A 17855-nucleotide genomic window follows, 5' to 3' on the forward strand; every position below is an offset into this window, starting at 1 on the left:
ATCGGCTATTTCTCCCATTGCAGCACCTCCTTTTTCCAGGCGTAGACATAGCCGACCAACAGCAGACCGATGAACAAGAGCATCTCCACCAGGGCGAACAAGCCCAGCCGGTCGTAGCTCACCGCCCAGGGGTACAGGTAGATGGCCTCGACGTCGAACACCACGAACAGGATGGCAATCAGGTAGAATTTCACCGAAAACCGCATCCGGGGCGCCTCGGTGGGCTCGTTGCCCGACTCGTAAGCGATCAGTTTCTCCCGATAGGGCCTGCTGAGGCGGAAAAACCGCCCCAGAAAAAGGGTGAGCACCCCGAACAGCACCCCGAAGACCAGCAGCAGCAGAATGCCGAGATATTCCCTGGGCAGCGTATCCATGGCCGCGCTCCGCTCAACGCCGCAGGTTCTTAAGCATTTGCTCGGCAAAGGCCTGCCGCGCCGCCTGGGAGGCGGCCGAAGGCGTGGTGAAGCTCAGGCAGCCGGTGGTGCACTTGGTGACGCAGGCCGGCTCCAACCCGGCATCGATCCGATCCTTGCACAGATCGCATTTGCCCACCTTGCCGGTATCGGGGTTCCACTGGGGCACGGTCCAGGGACAGGCGGTGATGCAGGCCTTGCAGCCGACGCAGGCGCTCTCCTCGACAAAAACGATGCCGTCCTGGTCGCGCCGCCGCATGGCTCCCGTGGGACAGGCATCGACGCACCAGGGTTTTTCGCAGTGGAAGCAGGATAAATACACAAAATCGATCCGGGGCGGCGAGACCTCGGTCTGGACGACCTCGATCATCCGGCAGTAGAAGGCGCCGGGGCCGGAATCGTTCTTGTCCTTGCAATGGACCTCGCAGGCCCGGCAGCCGATACAGTCGGCCACATTCTGGGTGACGATATATTTGCTCATGATGATGCTCCTGTGTTCAGGCCCGGGTCACGGTGACAAAACTTTCCGCCAGATTGAGGCCGCCGCCGGCCTGGTCCCATTCCTTCAGCTTGCCCTGCATGAAGACCTGGTCGGCCAGGCCCTTGCCGAACGACCGCTTCTTGACCGGTACATCGGTGCCGAAGCCGTGCAGCATGAACACCGCCTCCGGATGGATGCGGTCGGTGACGTAGGCGGCGATCTTGCCCTGCTGGTCGCCGTTGGCCACAATGACCAAGTCGCCGTCCTTGATGCCCAGCCGATTGGCGGCAACGGGATGGATCCACAGCCGGTTGACGTCGAGCAGGTCGCAGAGGATGGGATTGTTCTGATGCTGGCCGTGGGCCTGGTAGCCGGTGCGGCCGAACAGCAGGCGGAAGGAGCCCGGCGGCGGCGCGGCGGGCGCGGCATAGGGCGGCAGCGACGGCACACCCATGGCTTCCCACTTGGGGTTGACCAGCTCGATCTTGCCCGACTCGGTGCCAAACTTGAGTTGATCGCGGTCGTACCAGATGGCCTTGTCGCTCAATTTGACAAAACCCTTGGCGTCGAAATCGGCGTTGGTCAGGCCGGTGTCCTGCAACTGGTAGAGCCAGATGTCCTCAATGGACTTGAAGGGAAAATATTCGCCCTTGCCCAGCCGTTTGGCCAGTTCAAGATAGATCTCCCAGCCGGCCTTGGTGTTGTTCAGGGGCTTCGCGCATTGCTGCCGCCGGCCGAAACCGGGCTTGAGCCCCTTTTCGGTGCGCAGGATGGAATCGCGTTCGAGAAAGGTGCTTTCCGGCAGAATCACGTCCGCGAACCAGGCGGTTTCGCTGAAGTTGACGTCCACGGCCACGATCAGGTCGAGCCGGTCGAGGATCCGCCGTTGCTCCCTGGTGTCGGGCATGGCGATGAAGGGGTTGTGCCGGTGGACGAAGTAGGCCTTGACCGGATAGGGCAGGCCGGTGTCGATGGCCTCCAGGGCGGTCTGGAGCATGCCCGCGCCCTTGTCCCACTGCGGGTAGCGTGAGCCGCAGCCGTCGGCCCGCTCTTCGTTCACCGCCGGCACCAGCGAAGCCAGGCTCCTGAGGCCGGATTTGCCTGCATCCTTGGGGCCTTTGGGGTAGAAAAGGCCGCCGGGCTGCTCGATGCTGCCCAACAGCGCGTTGAGGATGTGGATCATCCGCGAGGCGTAGAAGGAATCGCGGTAGCGGGACAGCATCCAGCCGGGGTGGATGATCACCTTGGGCCGATCCTCGTTCAGCTCGCGGCAAAAGGCCTCGATTTCCGCAGCCGCGATGCCGCACTCCCCGGCCGCCCATTCCGGGGTGTAGGGGGCGAGGAAGTTCTTGAATTCGGCCAGGCCGTTGACATAGCGGGCCACGAATTCGCGGTCGTAGTAGCCGTTACCCACGATGCAGTGCGCGATTCCCAGCAGCAGGGCGTAATCGGTGCCGGGCCTGACCTGCCAGTAGCGGCTGGCCTTGCCGGCGGTCACCGAGGCGCGCGGGTCGATATAGGTGACGCGGGCGCCGTTCTTGATGCCTTTGAGGAAGCTCTTCACTTCCTTGACCTTCAGCGATTCGGTGATATTGCGGCCGAACAGGACGATGTGGCGGGAGTTTTCGTAGTCGTAGGCAAAATCCTTGCGGCCCATGCCGTACACCGACTTGGAGGCATGATGGACGTTGCGGCCGCAGGTGCAATCGTGATTGATGTAGTTGGGCGATCCCAGGGACTTGAGAAAGGCTTGGCGCAGGTCGGCAAAGGGGCCGCCCCGGTCGGACAGCACAATCGACCGGCCGCCGTGTTCGGCGATGATGGGCTGCAGCCGGCTGACGATATAGTCGAAGGCCTCGTCCCAGGAGACCTCCCGCCACTCCCCTGCCCCGCGCTGGCCCCGGCGCAGCAAAGGCGCCGCCGGCCGCTGCCGGTCCTCGCGCTGGGCAAAGGCCGCACCGCCCTTGGCGCACAGGCTCCTGCCCATGCCGCCGTCATGGGTGTTCCCCTCGATCCACACGGGCCGGCCGTCTTGTACCTGCACGCTCACCGGACAGCGGACCGCGCACATCCCGCAAATACTGTATTTCGTCTCTGTCATCGTCAAGCTCCCCGAACCGCCTTGCCAACCCTGGAACGGGCTGGCGGCAGCTCTTCTTTATGTCAATTCGATTGATAGAATTCCCTTGATATCGATCCGCAGGTCCGGCCACGATCCCGCCGCTCCGTCCCTCCTGTTGTGCAGGAGAATCTTTCGGGCCGCTTGCGAGTGTCCTGGTTCTGGCCCGGCTGGAGCCACTCGGCCCCGTTTATCAAAATAATTGAACAATAAATTCCGCCAAACTAAAAATAATTTAAAAGTGACTGTTATATCTACAAAATTCAAAATTAAAATGGAAATCTATTTTACCACAGCAAAAAATAAATTTTAATGATAGCAATTCTGCTTATCCCTGCCGCTCGCTCAATCCGGCAGAGCGGTCGGTTCTCTGCCCCCGCCTGCCGGCCACGCATCGCCTCCCTCCCTTGCTTCATCAAGGAAAAAGCACTGCATGATACCTCTGGAGGGCGGTGTTGTCATTGAAATGGAGCAAGGAGCCATTCCAGGCAGCCGTACAGTTATGTTTATCAATTAAATCAATTTATTACGCAGAATTGGCAGGACAGCCAAGATCCCAAAAACAGAGGGGCGTCATGCCAGGGAACTGACGGGGTGGAGGAACCGGTTTTTCTCCCGGCCACGGGCCATGTTGACGGAGATCCCGGAAAATCGGATCGGGTGGCCCCGATCGCTTAAGGGATGCGGTCGGTCAAGGCCCATTGCCTCCTGGCGGCTCCAGGCTTCAATGCGCGCCGGCATGGCCGACGTAAGCGAACAACACGCGCTGGCGCCGGTGGCGCGACATAGTGATTGCTCCCCCAGCGAAATTTCAGTATTCCTAGCGGGATACGAAAAGAACCTGCCCCAATGCCGCCGTCGGCATCGGCAATGGCCACCCGCGAGGACAACATGCCCAAGGTCAAAAAACAAAATGAAAGCAACGCCCTGGCATCGGGGCAACTCCACCGGGGACTCCAGATCAAGGGTCGCCTCTGGATCGAGAACGAAGGCCGGACCTACCTTTCCTGGGGCCGCGTTGTCCTGCTGGAGCGCATCGGCGAGTACGGTTCGGTCTCCGCGGCCGCCAAGTCCATGCAGATGAGCTTCAGCCATGCCTGGCACCTGGTCGAGGACATGAACATGCTGTCCCCCCAGCCACTGGTCGAAAAACAGGCCGGTGGCCGGCGCGGCGGCGGCGCCTGGCTGACCGATGCCGGCAAGCAGGCCATCCGGGAATTCTTCCAGTTGGTCGAACGCTTTCAGGGCTGGATAGAAACCGAGCGCCTCTAATCTCCCCTCCCCTGCTTTTTCCGCAAACGGTGGTCCGCACTTGCCGATTTTTTCGTTGACATCATTATATTTCATAAAATATAACGCATAAAATTTTGTCGACCGGCCCGCAGCGAAGGCACGGACCGATCTTTCTTCAACCAGGAGAATAATCATGCGTTTTCCCGCTTATTTTGCCGCGGCAGCCATCCTGTGCGCCGCCTGCGGCGCCCATCCGGCGTTGGCCGATGCAGGCAAGGAGGACAGCGGCGGCAAGGGACCGGAACAGGTGGTGATCAAATCCGCCATCGATACGGAAAAGGTGGCCAAGCCGGCCTACCTGCCGCACCGGCTTCATCAATGGCTCGACTGCGACGGTTGCCATCACGGCAAGGGGCCGGACAAAAAGAAAAGCGCGTATGTGCCCGGCCAAAAGATCGAACCGTGCGAAGCCTGCCACAACAGCAAGGCCGGCATGCCGGAACAGGTCGCCACCCTCAAGCGGGCGGGCCATACCTTGTGCATGGAATGCCACCTGCGGCAAGACAAGGAACTCGCCAAGTGCGGAGTGTGCCACAACAAGAAATGAGGCGGAGCATCCGCCACGAGGAAAACAGATGAAAGACGAAAAACTGGCCGCAACCGAGGCAATCCCCACGGGACTCTCCCGCAGACAATGGCTGCTTGGTGCCGGAACCGCCGCCACCGCCGCCGCCCTGGTGCCGTTGAGCGGTTGGCTGCAATCGGCCCGGGCCGCGGGCGGCACCACGGAAAAATGGCCCTGGCCGTACGAAAAACTCGATCCGGCCGCCACCGCCGAACTCGCCTACCAGGAGTGGTATCGGGTGTTCTGCGGCTGCGCGGTCATCAGCAGCGTGTTTACCCAGCTGCGAGAAAAGATTGGCGAACCGTACACCTCCTTTCCCATCGACGCCTTTGTCTTTCTCGAAGGCGGCATTGCCGGCTGGGGCACGATCTGCGGTTCGAACGCCGGCGCCAACATTGTCGCCAACCTGATCGTCGGTCCCCGGATCGTCGGGGCCGAGGCCGGCCACCTGATCGGCACCGACATCATGCAATGGTATTGCGAATCGGCCATGCCGGTGTTCAAGCCGAAGGCGCCGAAGTTCACCGGCCATATTCCGCTGACCATCAGCGAATCGCCCCTGTGCCATGTCTCGGTCGGAAAATGGATGGCAGTGGCCGACAAACCTCTGGGCAGCCCGGAACGCAAGGACCGGTGCGCCCGGGTGGCGGCGAGCGTCGCCTATCACCTGGTCGAACTGCTCAATGCCTGGAAGGACGGGAAATACGAGGAGGAAGGCGACTGGACGCCGGTCTCCACCCACGGCATCAACGCCCAGCCCAACTGCATGGAATGCCACGGCAACGGTGTGCCCGCGGCCCCGAAAAAAGGCTGACCGGTCACCGGCTGCCTTCGAAAAAAAAACACCTCGCCCGGGGCGGACAACCGCCCCGGCACCCTGCGCCCGTTCGGTCAGACCAGCCTGCGGAAGGACGAGGCCTTGATCACCGCCACCACTTCCCTGCCCTCCACAAGCTCCAATTCCCGCATCGATTCGGGCACGATCTGGACGATCAGCTGCCGGGAGCCGCACTGCAACTCCACCCGGACCCGATTGCCCACGGTGAACAGCTTGCGCACCGTGCAGGGCAGCAGATTGCGGGCGCTGGTCGCCTCGGGATGGCGCTTGAACAGCAGGATGTCCCTGGCATCGAGCTCAAAGACATTTTCCCGGTGTTCGGCGTGCTCGGTAAGGATCAACCGCGCCTCTCCCCACTGATAGCTCCACAAATCGCCCAGCGGTTCCGGCCGGCCGAGCTTGAGCAGGTTGACATAACCTTGCCGGGGCGCGGCCCAGGCCGCCTGGGCCAACTCCTCGGCGCTGGTCTGATGTTTGGTTTCCCCCTGCTCCATCACCAGGACCTGTTCGGTCATCAGCCGCATTTCCAGCAGCGAATGGCTGATGAACAACAGGGGGATGTCGAACCTGGAGAAAACGGAATTGAGGTAGGGCATGATCTGGAATTTCAATTCCTCGTCCAGACCGGTGAGCGGCTCGTCCATGAGAATAAGGCGGGGACAGGTGAGCACGGTCCGGCCCAGGGCGACCCGCTGGCGTTCGCCGCCGGAGAGGAGGTTCACGCCCCGGTCGAGCAGATGGGCCAGATGCAGCGCCTCGATAATCGCCTCCGGTTCGATATGCCGCTGCGGCTCCGGAGTGCGCCGCCAGCCGTAAAGGAGGTTGCGGCGCACGCTCAGGTGGGGAAAGAGATGGGCATGCTGGAACACCACCCCGATCCGGCGCTGTTCCGGCGGCAGGTTGATGCCGAGCCGGCTGTCGAACAGCACGGTGTCGTCGAGGCGGATGCTGCCGTGGTCTGGCTTAAGCAGGCCGGCGATCAGGTGCATCAGGGTCGACTTGCCGCTGCCCGACGGCCCGAACAGGCCGACGCGCTGGCCGGTCAGGTCGCAATCGGCATGAAAGCGGAACCGGCCGAGCTGTTTGTGCGCCGAGACCACCAGCCGCATGGCTATTTCCTGTCCAGCGATTTGCCGGCCGCGCCGCTGGCCAACAGGACAATGAAGGAAAGGACGATGGACACCAGGCAAAGCGAAAGCGCCATCCGGTCGCCACCGGGCGAGCTGGTGTATTCGTAGATAGCCAGGGGAATGGTCTGGGTCACGCCCGGAATATTGCCGGCCAGGATGATGGTGGCGCCGAATTCACCCAGGCTGCGGGCAAACATCAGGGTCATGCCGGCAAAGACCGCCTTGCCGGAAAGCGGCAGGGTGACGGTGAAAAAAGCGTCCCAGCCGCTGGCGCCCAGGGTGCGGGCCACCCGACGGTAGGCCGGATCGACCGATTCCATCCCCAGCCGGATCGAGCGGACCAACAGGGGAAAGCCGACCACGGCGGAGGCGATGATCGCCCCGGTCAGGGTGAAGATCACCTGGATGTCGTAGTGCGAAAGCCAGGCGCCGATCCAGCCGCGGCGGCCGAACAGCACCAGCAGCAGATAGCCGATGACCACCGGCGGCAGCACCAGGGGCAGATTGACCATGCCCTCGATCAGGGATTTGCCCGGAATGCGGGTATGCACCAGAAGATAGGCGACCCCGATGCCCAGGGGGGTGGCGAGCAAGGTGGCCGCGCAGGCCACCTTGAAGGAAAGCCGGATGGCGTCGAGATCCGCGGGTTGCAACCAAATCATGGGGTCGCCTGGCAGCACGCCACCGATTATTTCGGGGCGCTGAAACCGTATTTGAGGAAGACCTGCAACGCTTCCGGGCCGGTGAGGAAATCGTAAAACGCCTTGGCCTCGGCCCGCTTGGCCCCGTCCACGGTCAGGGCGATCGGGTAGGTCACCCGGTCGTACAAATCCTGCGGCACCTCGAACAGCATCACTGCCTGGGTGGCCAGCAGGGCATCGGTTTTATAGACAAAGGCCCCGTCCGCCTCGCCCCGGTCAGCATAGATGAGCGACTGGCGCACATCCTTGGCCATCACCAACTTTTGCCCTTGTTCCAGCTGCTTGTAGATACCGGCCTTTTCCATGGCCTGCACCGCGTATTCACCGGCAGGCACGCTCTTGGGGCTGCCGATGGCGATCCGCTTGAGGTCCGCGATATCCGCCAGCTTGGTCACCGCCGGGTTCTTGGCGCCGACAAAAACCAGGGTGTTGATCGCCAGGATTTTCTCGCTTTTGGGCTCAATCTTCTTGGCGTCGCGGAGATAGGTCATCCATTTCTGGTTGGCCGAGATGAACAGATCGGCGGGCGCGCCCTCGTCGATCTGCTTGGCCAAGGTGCCGGAGGGACCGAAATTGGGCACGATGGCCACCTCCTTGCCCGTGACCTTGTACCGCTCGGCCAGGTCCTTGACAACGTCGGTCATGCTGGCCGGCACCGAAATGTTGATTGTCTCGGCGGCGTGCGAGGGGGCGGTTGCCAGCAGCAGACAGCAGGCAAAAAAAGGCGTAAGGATCTGCAAGAATTTCATGGTGTTCTCCTGTCAATGTTGGACGATATCCCGATGTTACGTGGGATAAAAAAACGTGGCCTCGAGCACGACGCAACCGGGCAACGGCCACCGGCAAACCCGAGAACTCGATCGCCGCCGCTCTCCACATGCACGGACGATGCCTTCCGCTTAAACCGCCGGAGCTCTTCGAAGTCGGGATCTAGGTGACTGCGGGGCGGCACCACCGGGGCTTTCCGGTTCGGCTAATTGTAGGCATCTTGCACGGACAGGGAATCCGCAGCTCAAGGCACTGTTGGCTGGATGCACGAATCCCTGGTTCGTTATATCAATACCAAAATAACGAAGTACGCTATTTCCTTCAACTTGTAAAGCAGCAATCGTGCCAGGGATGCTTTTCCCGCAAGCAGCCCAGACCTTCTCTAATCACGGTAAAAAAAGTCGAAAATTTAACAAGATGAAAGAAACAAAGATGGAGTTACCTATACCGGACAGGGGCTACACAATTGTCAATATCGCCTCGAAATTGTCGCATGAACGACACATGTGTCGAGCCCAGCTGCTCAAAAGGCCGAGGCTGGCAAGTTCAAGCGAGGCAACAACGCGTTACGAACCGGGCTTAAACCCCTTGCCGACCTTGTAACAACTGATTATCACTCAAATTCATCCGATTGCATCCTGGACGGTATTCTGCTCAAACTTTTTGAGATTTCTTCTCGCTGCATTCGTCGAAACGACCAACAAAGGCAGTTCGGGGCAAGGATAACAACGCTTGGTCGCATTGTCGTTTCGAACGCAGTGAGAGGTCCCGTTTGATCAACCGGCTCCCGGAGCGCAAAGAACACCGCCGCTTGCCGGCGAACGAGCCTGGCTGATGTTCGATGGCAATCAGATTGTAAAAATCGCCCCCCGGTCCTGCCGATCAGATGAGCCAAATCGCGTTTTAAATATAAGTTAAATTACGTATACAAACAAATGTCGCCGGCATCTTTTCGGTGTCATCGTTCCCCACCTTGAATGAGACGAAATTATCGGCCTTAAGTCGGTGTTCGAACTGGAACCGGAACGAACGTCCGTCAATTGCCACAAGACGAAAATTTTCAAATATAGCCGCTATTAATGGGATTAAATTTGGTGAACCTATGGTATGTATTGTCCGTAAATGAATTCGATGAAGGCGGAATAAAAAAGCAGCGCGCCGTTGCACAAATTTCCACCTGGGCGATACCACACTTCATCCCAGCGAGGGTCCCTGCTCATTGCCCGGGCAAGCGATGGTTCTGCCGCGTTGACCTGCAAAAGAGCAGCAAAAGATTTATCGCCTCGCCGCCGACAAGACAGGTACTGATTGCGGATTGCTGTTCCCCATGAACGCCATGGATACGGGAATGAGCCTGGGCCGCACTCAAACTCCGGCCAGGTCCCGGGCAAATGCTTTGGGGAATTTTTCGGCCCTTGTCTGTCCAGCATTGTGTTGTTCGCCCAATTGTCGCAAAGAAGGTTCCGGGGCGGAATCGGCGACATTTGCTGTTTTCGTCATCAATCATCAAATGAACTATTGGAATGTTCGGTGAACCATGCGCTCATTAATGGATAAGCTCTTCAAGTTTCTTCCGAATCGCTCGGAACCTGATCCATCAATTAATGACGACTTGCAAACAATTATCGATACCGGCATAGTGGCGATATGGAAATTTTACCCAAACAAAGGGAAGATATCCATACACGGCGAAACATTCATCAATTCGACCTTTGGTGTAGAGCAAAAATCATTCAGCATTTCGCTCAATTCCTACCTTAACGATCTGTGCCATCCCGACGATTCCCAGCGGGTTGCCCTTGAACTGGAAAATGCCGTTAACACGTTCGGATCGTATCATGCCACATATCGGGTACTGAACAAAACAACAGGCACATGGAGCACGGTCAACATCTCGGGGGTCTTGAAAAAAACAGACCAGATCCATGAAGAATGCCTGGTTTGTTCCATGCAAGAGGGAAAAAATGTCCATCTGAAAGATGAACGTCCCCTGGATGACCTCTTCGAATCCAGCGAACGGGCTCGACTCATGCTGGATGCCTCGCCGCTTGTCTGCGGTTTTTGGAACGAACACCTCGAGACCATCGATTGCAACCTGGAGGCCCTGCGTTTGTTCGGCTTGGCCAGTAAACAGGAATATCTCGATCACTTTCTGGAATTGTCCCCACAATACCAACCGGATGGATCGCTATCCTCACAAAGTGCCCTCAAGAGAATCAAGCTGGCTTTTGAAACCGGTTACCAGAAATTCGAGTGGGTGCACCAGAGGTCCGATGGCGAGCCGATTCCGGCAGAGATCACGCTGGTACGGATCAAACACGAAAATAAGCATATCGTTGTCAGCTACATCCGCGATTTACGGGAACTGAAGGCCAGTTTGGCCGCGATGCAGGAAGCGAACGAACGCACCCAACTCATGCTGGATGCCACCCCGCTCTGCTGCACGATCTGGGATGAGCAGTGCCGCCCCATCGATTGCAACCTGGAAGCGGTCCGCCTATTCGGCCTCAACAGCAAGCAGGAATACCTGGAACGGTTCGCCGAACTGTCGCCTGAGTATCAACTTAATGGACAACGATCAAGAGAGCGCAGCATCGAAAATATCAAGCTGGCTTTCGAGACAGGATCGATCAAGCTGGAATGGATGCATCGAAAAGTGGACGGCGAGCCGATTCCGGCTGAAGTCATCTTGGTGCGAATCAAGCACGGCGGCCGATACATCGTGGTCAGCTATACCCGCGACCTGCGGGAATTGAAGGCCAGTTTGACGGCGATGCGCGAAGCGGACGAGCGCACCCAGATCATGCTCGATGCCACCCCGTTGTGCTGCAACATTTGGGACGATCAATTCGGCAACATCGATTGCAACCTCGAAGCGGCGCGCTTGTTCGACCTGAGCAGCAAACAGGAATACCTGGAACGATTCTGGGAGTTGTCGCCGGAATATCAGCCCAATGGCCGTCTGTCGGCGGAATATGCGGCCGGAAAACTCCGCCTGGCCTTTGAAACCGGTTTCCAGAAATACGATTGGATGCACCAAAAGCTCAACGGCGAGCCGGTGCCGGCCGAAATCACCCTGGTCCGGGTCAAGCATGGCGACCGCTATATCGTGGCGGGCTACACCCGCGATCTGCGGGAATTGAAAGCAACCCTGGCCGCGATGCAGGAGGCGAACGAACGCACCCAGATCATGCTGGACGCCACTCCGCTCTGCTGCAATTTCTGGGACGAAAATTACAACAATATCGATTGCAACCTGGAGGCGGCGCGGCTCTTCGACCTGAGCGGCAAACAGGAATACCTGCAACGATTCATGGAGCTGTCGCCCGAATACCAGCCCAATGGCCGTTTGTCGGCCGAACTGGCGGTCGAAAAGATCAATCTGGCCTTTGAAACCGGCTTGCAGAAATTCGAGTGGATGCACCATAAGCTCGACGGCGAGCCGATTCCGGCCGAAATCACCCTGGTCCGGGTCAAGCATGGCGACCGCTATATCGTGGCGGGCTATACCCGCGATCTGCGGGAGCTGAAAGCCACCTTCGCCGCGATGCAGGAGGCGAACGAACACACCCAGCTCATGCTGGACGCCACGCCCCTGTGCTGCATGATCTGGGACGAGCAATACCAGCCCATCGACTGCAACCTGGAAGCGGTGCGCCTGTTTGATCTCGGCAGCAAGCAGGAATACCTGGACCGCTTCATCGAACTGTCGCCGGAATACCAACCCGACGGGCAGCGGTCGGCGGATCGCATCGTTCCCAACACCAGGCAGGCCTTCGAGACAGGCTTGTGCAAGCTGGAATGGATGCACCAGAAGCTCAACGGCGAGCAGATCCCCTCCGAGGTCATCCTGGTTCGGGTCAAGCACGGCGACCGGTACGTCGTGGTCAGCTATACCCGCGATCTACGCGAGCTGAAAGCCAGCTTGGCCGCGATGCGCGAGGCGGACGAGCGCACCCAGATCATGCTCGACGCCACCCCGCTGTGCTGCAATATCTGGGACGATCAACTCAACAATATCGACTGCAACCTGGAGGCGGCGCGTTTATTCGAGTTGAGCGGCAAACAGGAATATTTGGAACGGTTCATGGAACTGTCGCCGGAATACCAGCCTGGTGGCCGTCTGTCGGCCGAACTGGCGGTCGAAAAGATCAACCAGGCCTTTGCCACCGGTGTACAGAGATTCGAATGGATGCACCGGAAGCTCGACGGCGAGCCGGTGCCGTCCGAAATCACCTTGGTCCGGGTCAAGCATGGCGACCGCTATATCGTGGCGGGCTATACCCGCGATCTGCGGGAGTTGAAAGCCACCCTGGCCGAAATGCGGAAGGCGGAGGAGGAGCTGAGGCAGGCCCGCGACCTGGCCGAGGAAAGCGCCCGCGCCAAGAGCGAATTCCTGGCCAACATGAGCCATGAAATCCGCACCCCGATGAATGCCATCCTGGGCATGACCTACCTGCTGCTGCAAACCGAAATGACGGCCAAGCAGCGCGACTATCTCAACAAAACCGAGCAGTCGGCCAACCTGCTCTTGCGCATCATCAACGACATCCTCGATTTTTCGAAGATCGAGGCCGGCAGGCTGGAGATGGAAAAAATCTCCTTCTCCCTGGAAAACGTCGTGTTCGACGTGGCGGATATCGTGCGCGGACAACTCATTGACAAGCAACTGGAAATCTATCTGGACATCGAGCACACCATTCCGCCGGCGCTGGTCGGCGATCCGCTCCGCCTCAAGCAGGTGCTGCTCAACTTGATGAACAACGCCATCAAGTTCACCCATCAGGGAGCCCTGTACCTCACCGTGCACGAACAAAAACGCGGGCCGGACAAGGCGGTGCTCAATTTCTCGGTGCGCGATACCGGCATCGGCATGAGCCCGCAGCAGAAGGCGCGGCTCTTTGTCCCCTTTACCCAGGCAGACACCTCAACCACCAGAAAATACGGCGGCACCGGCCTGGGCTTGGCCATTTGCAGAAGCCTGGTCGAACTGATGAACGGGACCATCTGGTGCGAGAGCGAGCTGGATGTCGGCACCACCTTCCACTTTTCCGTGGAATTCGGTCTGCCCGCGACGGACGAGCCGGCCCTGCCGCTCGCGATGCTGGATCGGCTGCATGTCCTGTTGAGCGGCGACAACGAATACTGGCTCGCCACCACCGGCGACAAGCTCCGGGCGCTCCAGTGTGTCCATATCGACACCGCGCTCGGCATGCAGGCGCTGGATGCCTATCTGGCTACGGATGCCGCCCGGCAGGTACAACTGGTGATCATGGACTGGCGGGACATGGAGCAAGCCGCGCCATCGGCGGCCGCCCGCCTGGAAGCGCACTATCGGCAGGCGGCGCCCGCCGTCTTGTATGCCCTGTTCTCCCACAGCGACGATATTCTGAAAGATGTGGTCTACGGCGGCCAAACCGACATTCTGCGCAAACCGATCACGGTGCTGAGCTTGCACAAGACCATCGTCGATCTCCTCTATCCCAGCGGAGAGGCGGCCGCCGTGCTCGAACGGCAAGCACCCGGCCAGGAAAGCGATCCCTACAGCTCTCTGCAAGGGTTGCGCGTTCTTCTGGCCGAAGACAACGAATTCAACAAACTGATTGCGGTGGAGATGCTGCAGGCCAAGGGCGTGGTGGTCGATGTCGCCAGCACCGGCCGGGAAGCGCTTGCACAGTTGCGGCAATCAAGCTTCGACCTGGTGCTCATGGATATCCAGATGCCGGATATGGACGGCCTGACCGCCACCAGGGAAATCCGCAACGACGAGCGGTATAAAGATCTGCCCGTGCTGGCCATGACCGCGCACGCCATGAGTGGCGACCGCGAACTCAGCCTGGCCAACAAGATGAACGACCACATCACCAAACCGATCCATGCGGATGAGTTGTATGCGGCCCTGAAAAAATGGGATCCCCGCACCTGAACCGGCTGCCCATGGCGGGCGGGAATTGTCGGTGAAAAGAAAAATACTCGCCTGGAAACCGATGTTGTTGCCGTTGCCGACGGCTGGAGACTGGTCGTCCCTCATCTTGAAGCCAGTGCCTGCCAGGCCCCGGCGGCAGTTACCCCGTCTGTTGTCCCCCCTGCGATAAATAACGGCGGAGTTTCTCCAGAACGTCATTGAAATCCAGCGGTTTACCGATGTGGTCGTTCATGCCCGTGGCCAGGCATTTTTCGATATCCTCGCGAAAAACATTGGCGGTCATGGCCACGATGGGGATCTGTCCGGCCCACGGGATCTCCAGCGCCCGAATGCGCCGGGTGGCTTCATACCCATCCATTTCCGGCATGTGGATGTCCATGAAGATCATGTCGTAGCGCTGCGGATCGGCACTGAACATCCGCACCGCCGCCGCACCGTTTTCCGCGCAATCCACGGTCAGTTCGGTGGGTTCGAGCAGCGACAGGACGATTTCCCTGTTCAACTCCACGTCTTCGGCCAAAAGTATCCGGTGGCCGGCATAGGACTCGTCCCCCCCGGCCGCGGCATCTTGCCCCTCCGCTTCCTTCTTCAGACTCAGGCGCGCGCTGATGCAGTCGGCGATGGCCGAGGCGAACAACGGCTTGGGCAGGAAACCATCCACCCCGGCATTTTGGGCATCGCGTTCCAGCACGCTCCATTCCACGGATGAGACCATGATCACGGTGGCCTGGCGGTTGTTGTCCGCCTTGATCCGGCGAGTCAGCTCCAGCCCGTCGATACCCGGCATTGCCCAGTCGATGAAATAAAAATCGTAGGGCTCGTTGCGCGCTATCCTGGCCAGGGCCTCCTGGCCACCGGAAGCCGTGTCGCAGACAAAGCCGATCTTGTCGGCAATCGTTTGGAAATATTCCAGGACATCCGGTTCCTCATCCACCGCCAGCACCCGGATGCCGGCCCAGTCCGGGGCGGTGGGCAGGCCTTTGGCCGCGGCTGTCGTCCCGCGTCCGGCCGAGATAGTGAAAATGAACGTCGCCCCGTGTCCCGACTCGGATTCCACCCAGATTTTCCCGCCCATCATGTCGACGATGCGTTTGGAAATGGCCAAGCCCAGCCCGGTGCCGCCGAACTTGCGCGTGGTGCTGCTTTCGGCCTGCTGGAAGGATTGGAACAGACGGGTCTGCTGTTCGGCGTCGATGCCGATGCCGGTATCGCTCACCTCGATACGCAGACCGACACGATCGTCCTCCTCTCGCTCGCAATGCGCGTTCAGGAGCACGGTGCCCTCTTCCGGCGTGAACTTGACGGCGTTGGCAAGCAGATTGGTGATGACCTGGGACAGGCGCTGGTCGTCGGCCACCAGCATATCCGGGATCTTTTCGTCGACATGCACCCTGAAATGCTGGTGCTTCTCCTCGACCCGGAAATTGATGACATTGACGATTCGTTGGAGCAGTTTTTCAAAACTGAACTCCACTGGCGACAACTCGAACTTGCCAGCCTCAATTTTGGACATGTCCAAAATATCGTTGATCACCCCCAGCAGGTGGGCGGAGGCTCCCTCGATCTTGGCAAAGGCGTAATTCTTTCTTTCCAGTTCGGCGGCGGCCTTGCCGATGGTGGTCATGCCAATGATCGCGTTGATGGGGGTGCGTATTTCGTGGCTCATATTGGCCAGAAAATCGCTTTTGGCCGAACTGGCGCGCAGGGCATCCTCCTTGGCCCGGGACAACTCGGAGATGTCGTTCATGATCACCACCACGCCACGGCATTCGCCGTTTTCCTCTTCGGCCGGCGTGATGGACAGTTGAAAGACGATTTCCCCGAACCGGTTCATCGCCACGCTTTCTTCGTAGGTGTGGGGGTGGCGGGTTTCCAGCACCTCGCGGCAGCGCGCCTCGGTCGCGGCGATCCATGACGCGGGCATGGCGGCGGCAAAAAGCGAGGCAAAGGGCATGTCCACCATCTCGCGCCGGTCGGTGTAGCCGAGAAAATCCACCATCCTGGCGCTGCCCAGCACGAAACGGAGGGCGTGATCCAGCATGAAAGTGATGCCGGGGGTATTTTTCAGAAGCAGGCGGTTATAGAAATTGGAGAGTTCCTTGGCGGCCTCGTTGGTATCGCGCAGGCGCTCGGTTTGCTCGTGAGTAAAGGAAAGGGCGCGGAAATCTCGCTCCAGCTTTTTATATTTGCGAAGCAGTAAGCTGTATTCCTTCTCCCTGTTTTTTTCAGCGGTTTCGTCAGGGGGGGGCATCTTGTTTTACGTGGCTATAACATGCAGAAAATGATGGAACAGTTGTGGAAGCGGTTGGTGGCAAGGCCGTTTTTATAACGGGTGGGGCAAATCTCCCCCAAGCAGTAGGCCCCACCAAGCGTCAAACCCTCGGGCAGCATCTCTGCCAGGATGCGCCCTTCTTCACCCGCGTCGCCGCTCAGGATCATGGAGCGTCCGCAGCAGGAGATGCACAGGATGGTGGAATAGGCATAATCGGAGTGTGCCCGGCCCTCGTTCAGCAAAGTCAGCATGGATTCCCTGCAGGCCGCGACGATATCCGCCTTGTTGATCATGCAGATGTTGGCCTGGGCACCGACGGGAACGTCGCCGACAAAGGATCCGGACCCATCGGCCCGGTTCAAACCGGAGATGTGCCGCATGATCGGCGTCTCGTCCCCATCTCCCTGTCGCAGCATCATGGGATACGAGTTGAAGGCCAGCAAGGGGTCGTCCACATCGGTCTTGAGGCCGAAGCCTTGCAGATACTCGACAAAGGTTTCCTCTCCGACCTTGCGCACGATATTGTTTTCCGCTTCGGTGACCCGGCGGATACGCTCGGCAAAGCGTGAAGTGACGTGCCGAATCGCAAATACGGGCCGCACGTTGCCCCACAGACTGACCAGCACCATGGCATCCTGGTATTCCTTGCCGGAAAGGAATACGCGCGCGCGCTCGTAGTCGTAGTCGTCCGAGGCGACGCCGCCCATGACGGGAGCGTTGTTCGCCACCCTGGAAAGCACGGCGGGGTAATGGTCTCCGGAAAAGGACAGGCCAAAGGGGCAGAAGGTGAGGATCACGCCAGGGCCTTTGTCACCCCCCTGGGGAATGGTTGCTTGATAAGTGCGGGCGATGCGGTCCTGGAAGTCGTCGGCCTTGAGCGAGGCGGACGCGCCCGGGGAAAAAAGGCAGTCGTCGGCGGTGAGCACGGTCAACACGATCGCGGCCTCATGGCGCCCCTGAGGGCTCAAGGCCGCAAGCGTGGTCATACCGGCGATCTCCATGCCCAGAAGGGCGTGCAGCTCACCGGTCAGGGCAGCCCCGTCCGTGTCGGCATCGCAGAAAATCAGCCCCAGGGAGTGCTGTTGCAAGACAAGCTGCTTTTTGATGCTGTCGGCCAATTCCCGTGCGGCCAGGAAAACGTCGTCTACTTCATGGCTGATGGCAGTCGCGCTACGCATAAAATATTCCTCACTTGCCATGTCGAATTCGGGAGCGGCAAGACAACCGTACAGGTGGGATTGTCACCCGGTAGAGAAGTCAAGTATGCCACAACCGTTTGTAAAAAGATAGTCATTACCGTTCCTGCCCAGCCCTTGTAATTGCAGGAATATCTGGCGGAAAACCGCGAT

Annotated in this window: 12 protein-coding genes; 4 read left to right on the top strand and 8 right to left on the bottom strand. The window is 59.3% G+C overall.

Going from position 1 to position 17855, the window contains the following annotated elements; genetic code table 11:
- Window positions 1–5 precede the first annotated feature (5 nt).
- From RMR13_RS06215 to RMR13_RS06225, 3 genes are read right to left on the bottom strand one after another with little or no spacing between them, the layout of a single operon-like run.
- Window positions 6–374 carry an NADH-quinone oxidoreductase subunit A gene (locus tag RMR13_RS06215; protein WP_310599771.1) on the bottom strand — a complete coding sequence of 123 codons (369 nt, stop codon included), beginning with the start codon at window positions 372–374 and terminating at the stop codon, window positions 6–8.
- 13 nt (window positions 375–387) lie between these two features.
- Window positions 388–894, bottom strand: coding sequence for a 4Fe-4S dicluster domain-containing protein (locus RMR13_RS06220; protein ID WP_310599772.1), 507 nt, complete (start codon window positions 892–894; stop codon window positions 388–390).
- 16 nt (window positions 895–910) lie between these two features.
- On the bottom strand, window positions 911–2995 hold the full coding sequence (locus RMR13_RS06225; protein WP_310599773.1) for a molybdopterin-dependent oxidoreductase: 2085 nt from the start codon (window positions 2993–2995) through the stop codon (window positions 911–913).
- An 867-nt stretch (window positions 2996–3862) separates the two neighbouring features.
- Here RMR13_RS06225 and RMR13_RS06230 point away from each other — a divergent pair.
- The 3 genes from RMR13_RS06230 to RMR13_RS06240 all read left to right on the top strand — a co-directional run bounded on the left by RMR13_RS06230 (window position 3863) and on the right by RMR13_RS06240 (window position 5685).
- Window positions 3863–4285: a LysR family transcriptional regulator gene (locus RMR13_RS06230; protein ID WP_310599774.1), complete on the top strand. Its 423-nt coding sequence runs from the start codon at window positions 3863–3865 to the stop codon at window positions 4283–4285.
- A gap of 154 nt (window positions 4286–4439) precedes the next feature.
- Window positions 4440–4853: a cytochrome c3 family protein gene (locus tag RMR13_RS06235; protein WP_310599775.1), complete on the top strand. Its 414-nt coding sequence runs from the start codon at window positions 4440–4442 to the stop codon at window positions 4851–4853.
- A 28-nt stretch (window positions 4854–4881) separates the two neighbouring features.
- Complete coding sequence (locus RMR13_RS06240) at window positions 4882–5685, top strand: C-GCAxxG-C-C family protein (protein ID WP_310599776.1); 804 nt, start codon at window positions 4882–4884, stop codon at window positions 5683–5685.
- Between the two features lie 77 nt (window positions 5686–5762).
- Here RMR13_RS06240 and modC read toward each other — a convergent pair whose 3' ends face one another.
- Genes modC through modA form a run of 3 tightly spaced genes read right to left on the bottom strand, consistent with a single transcriptional unit; the run spans window position 5763 to window position 8289 of the window.
- Window positions 5763–6818 (bottom strand): molybdenum ABC transporter ATP-binding protein, encoded by a 1056-nt coding sequence (gene modC / locus RMR13_RS06245; protein ID WP_310599777.1) that lies wholly within the window; start codon window positions 6816–6818, stop codon window positions 5763–5765.
- A gap of 2 nt (window positions 6819–6820) precedes the next feature.
- Window positions 6821–7501 carry a molybdate ABC transporter permease subunit gene (gene modB, locus RMR13_RS06250; RefSeq protein ID WP_310599778.1) on the bottom strand — a complete coding sequence of 227 codons (681 nt, stop codon included), beginning with the start codon at window positions 7499–7501 and terminating at the stop codon, window positions 6821–6823.
- 26 nt (window positions 7502–7527) lie between these two features.
- Entirely contained in the window at window positions 7528–8289 is a 762-nt protein-coding gene (modA, locus tag RMR13_RS06255) for a molybdate ABC transporter substrate-binding protein (RefSeq protein WP_310599779.1), read from the bottom strand.
- A 1967-nt stretch (window positions 8290–10256) separates the two neighbouring features.
- Between modA and RMR13_RS06260 the strand changes: the two genes are divergently transcribed.
- Entirely contained in the window at window positions 10257–14234 is a 3978-nt protein-coding gene (locus RMR13_RS06260) for a PAS domain-containing protein (protein WP_310599780.1), read from the top strand.
- A 139-nt stretch (window positions 14235–14373) separates the two neighbouring features.
- Here the strand turns inward: RMR13_RS06260 and RMR13_RS06265 are convergent, their stop codons facing one another.
- Together RMR13_RS06265 and RMR13_RS06270 are read right to left on the bottom strand one after the other, a co-directional pair.
- On the bottom strand, window positions 14374–16485 hold the full coding sequence (locus RMR13_RS06265; protein WP_310599781.1) for a response regulator: 2112 nt from the start codon (window positions 16483–16485) through the stop codon (window positions 14374–14376).
- 14 nt (window positions 16486–16499) lie between these two features.
- A complete protein-coding gene (locus tag RMR13_RS06270; RefSeq protein ID WP_310599782.1) occupies window positions 16500–17684 on the bottom strand; it encodes an FIST C-terminal domain-containing protein in 1185 nt (394 codons plus the stop codon).
- Window positions 17685–17855 lie beyond the last annotated feature (171 nt).

The sequence above is a fragment of the Desulfobulbus sp. genome, from assembly GCF_031547805.1.
Classification (GTDB): Bacteria; Desulfobacterota; Desulfobulbia; order Desulfobulbales; family Desulfobulbaceae; genus Desulfobulbus.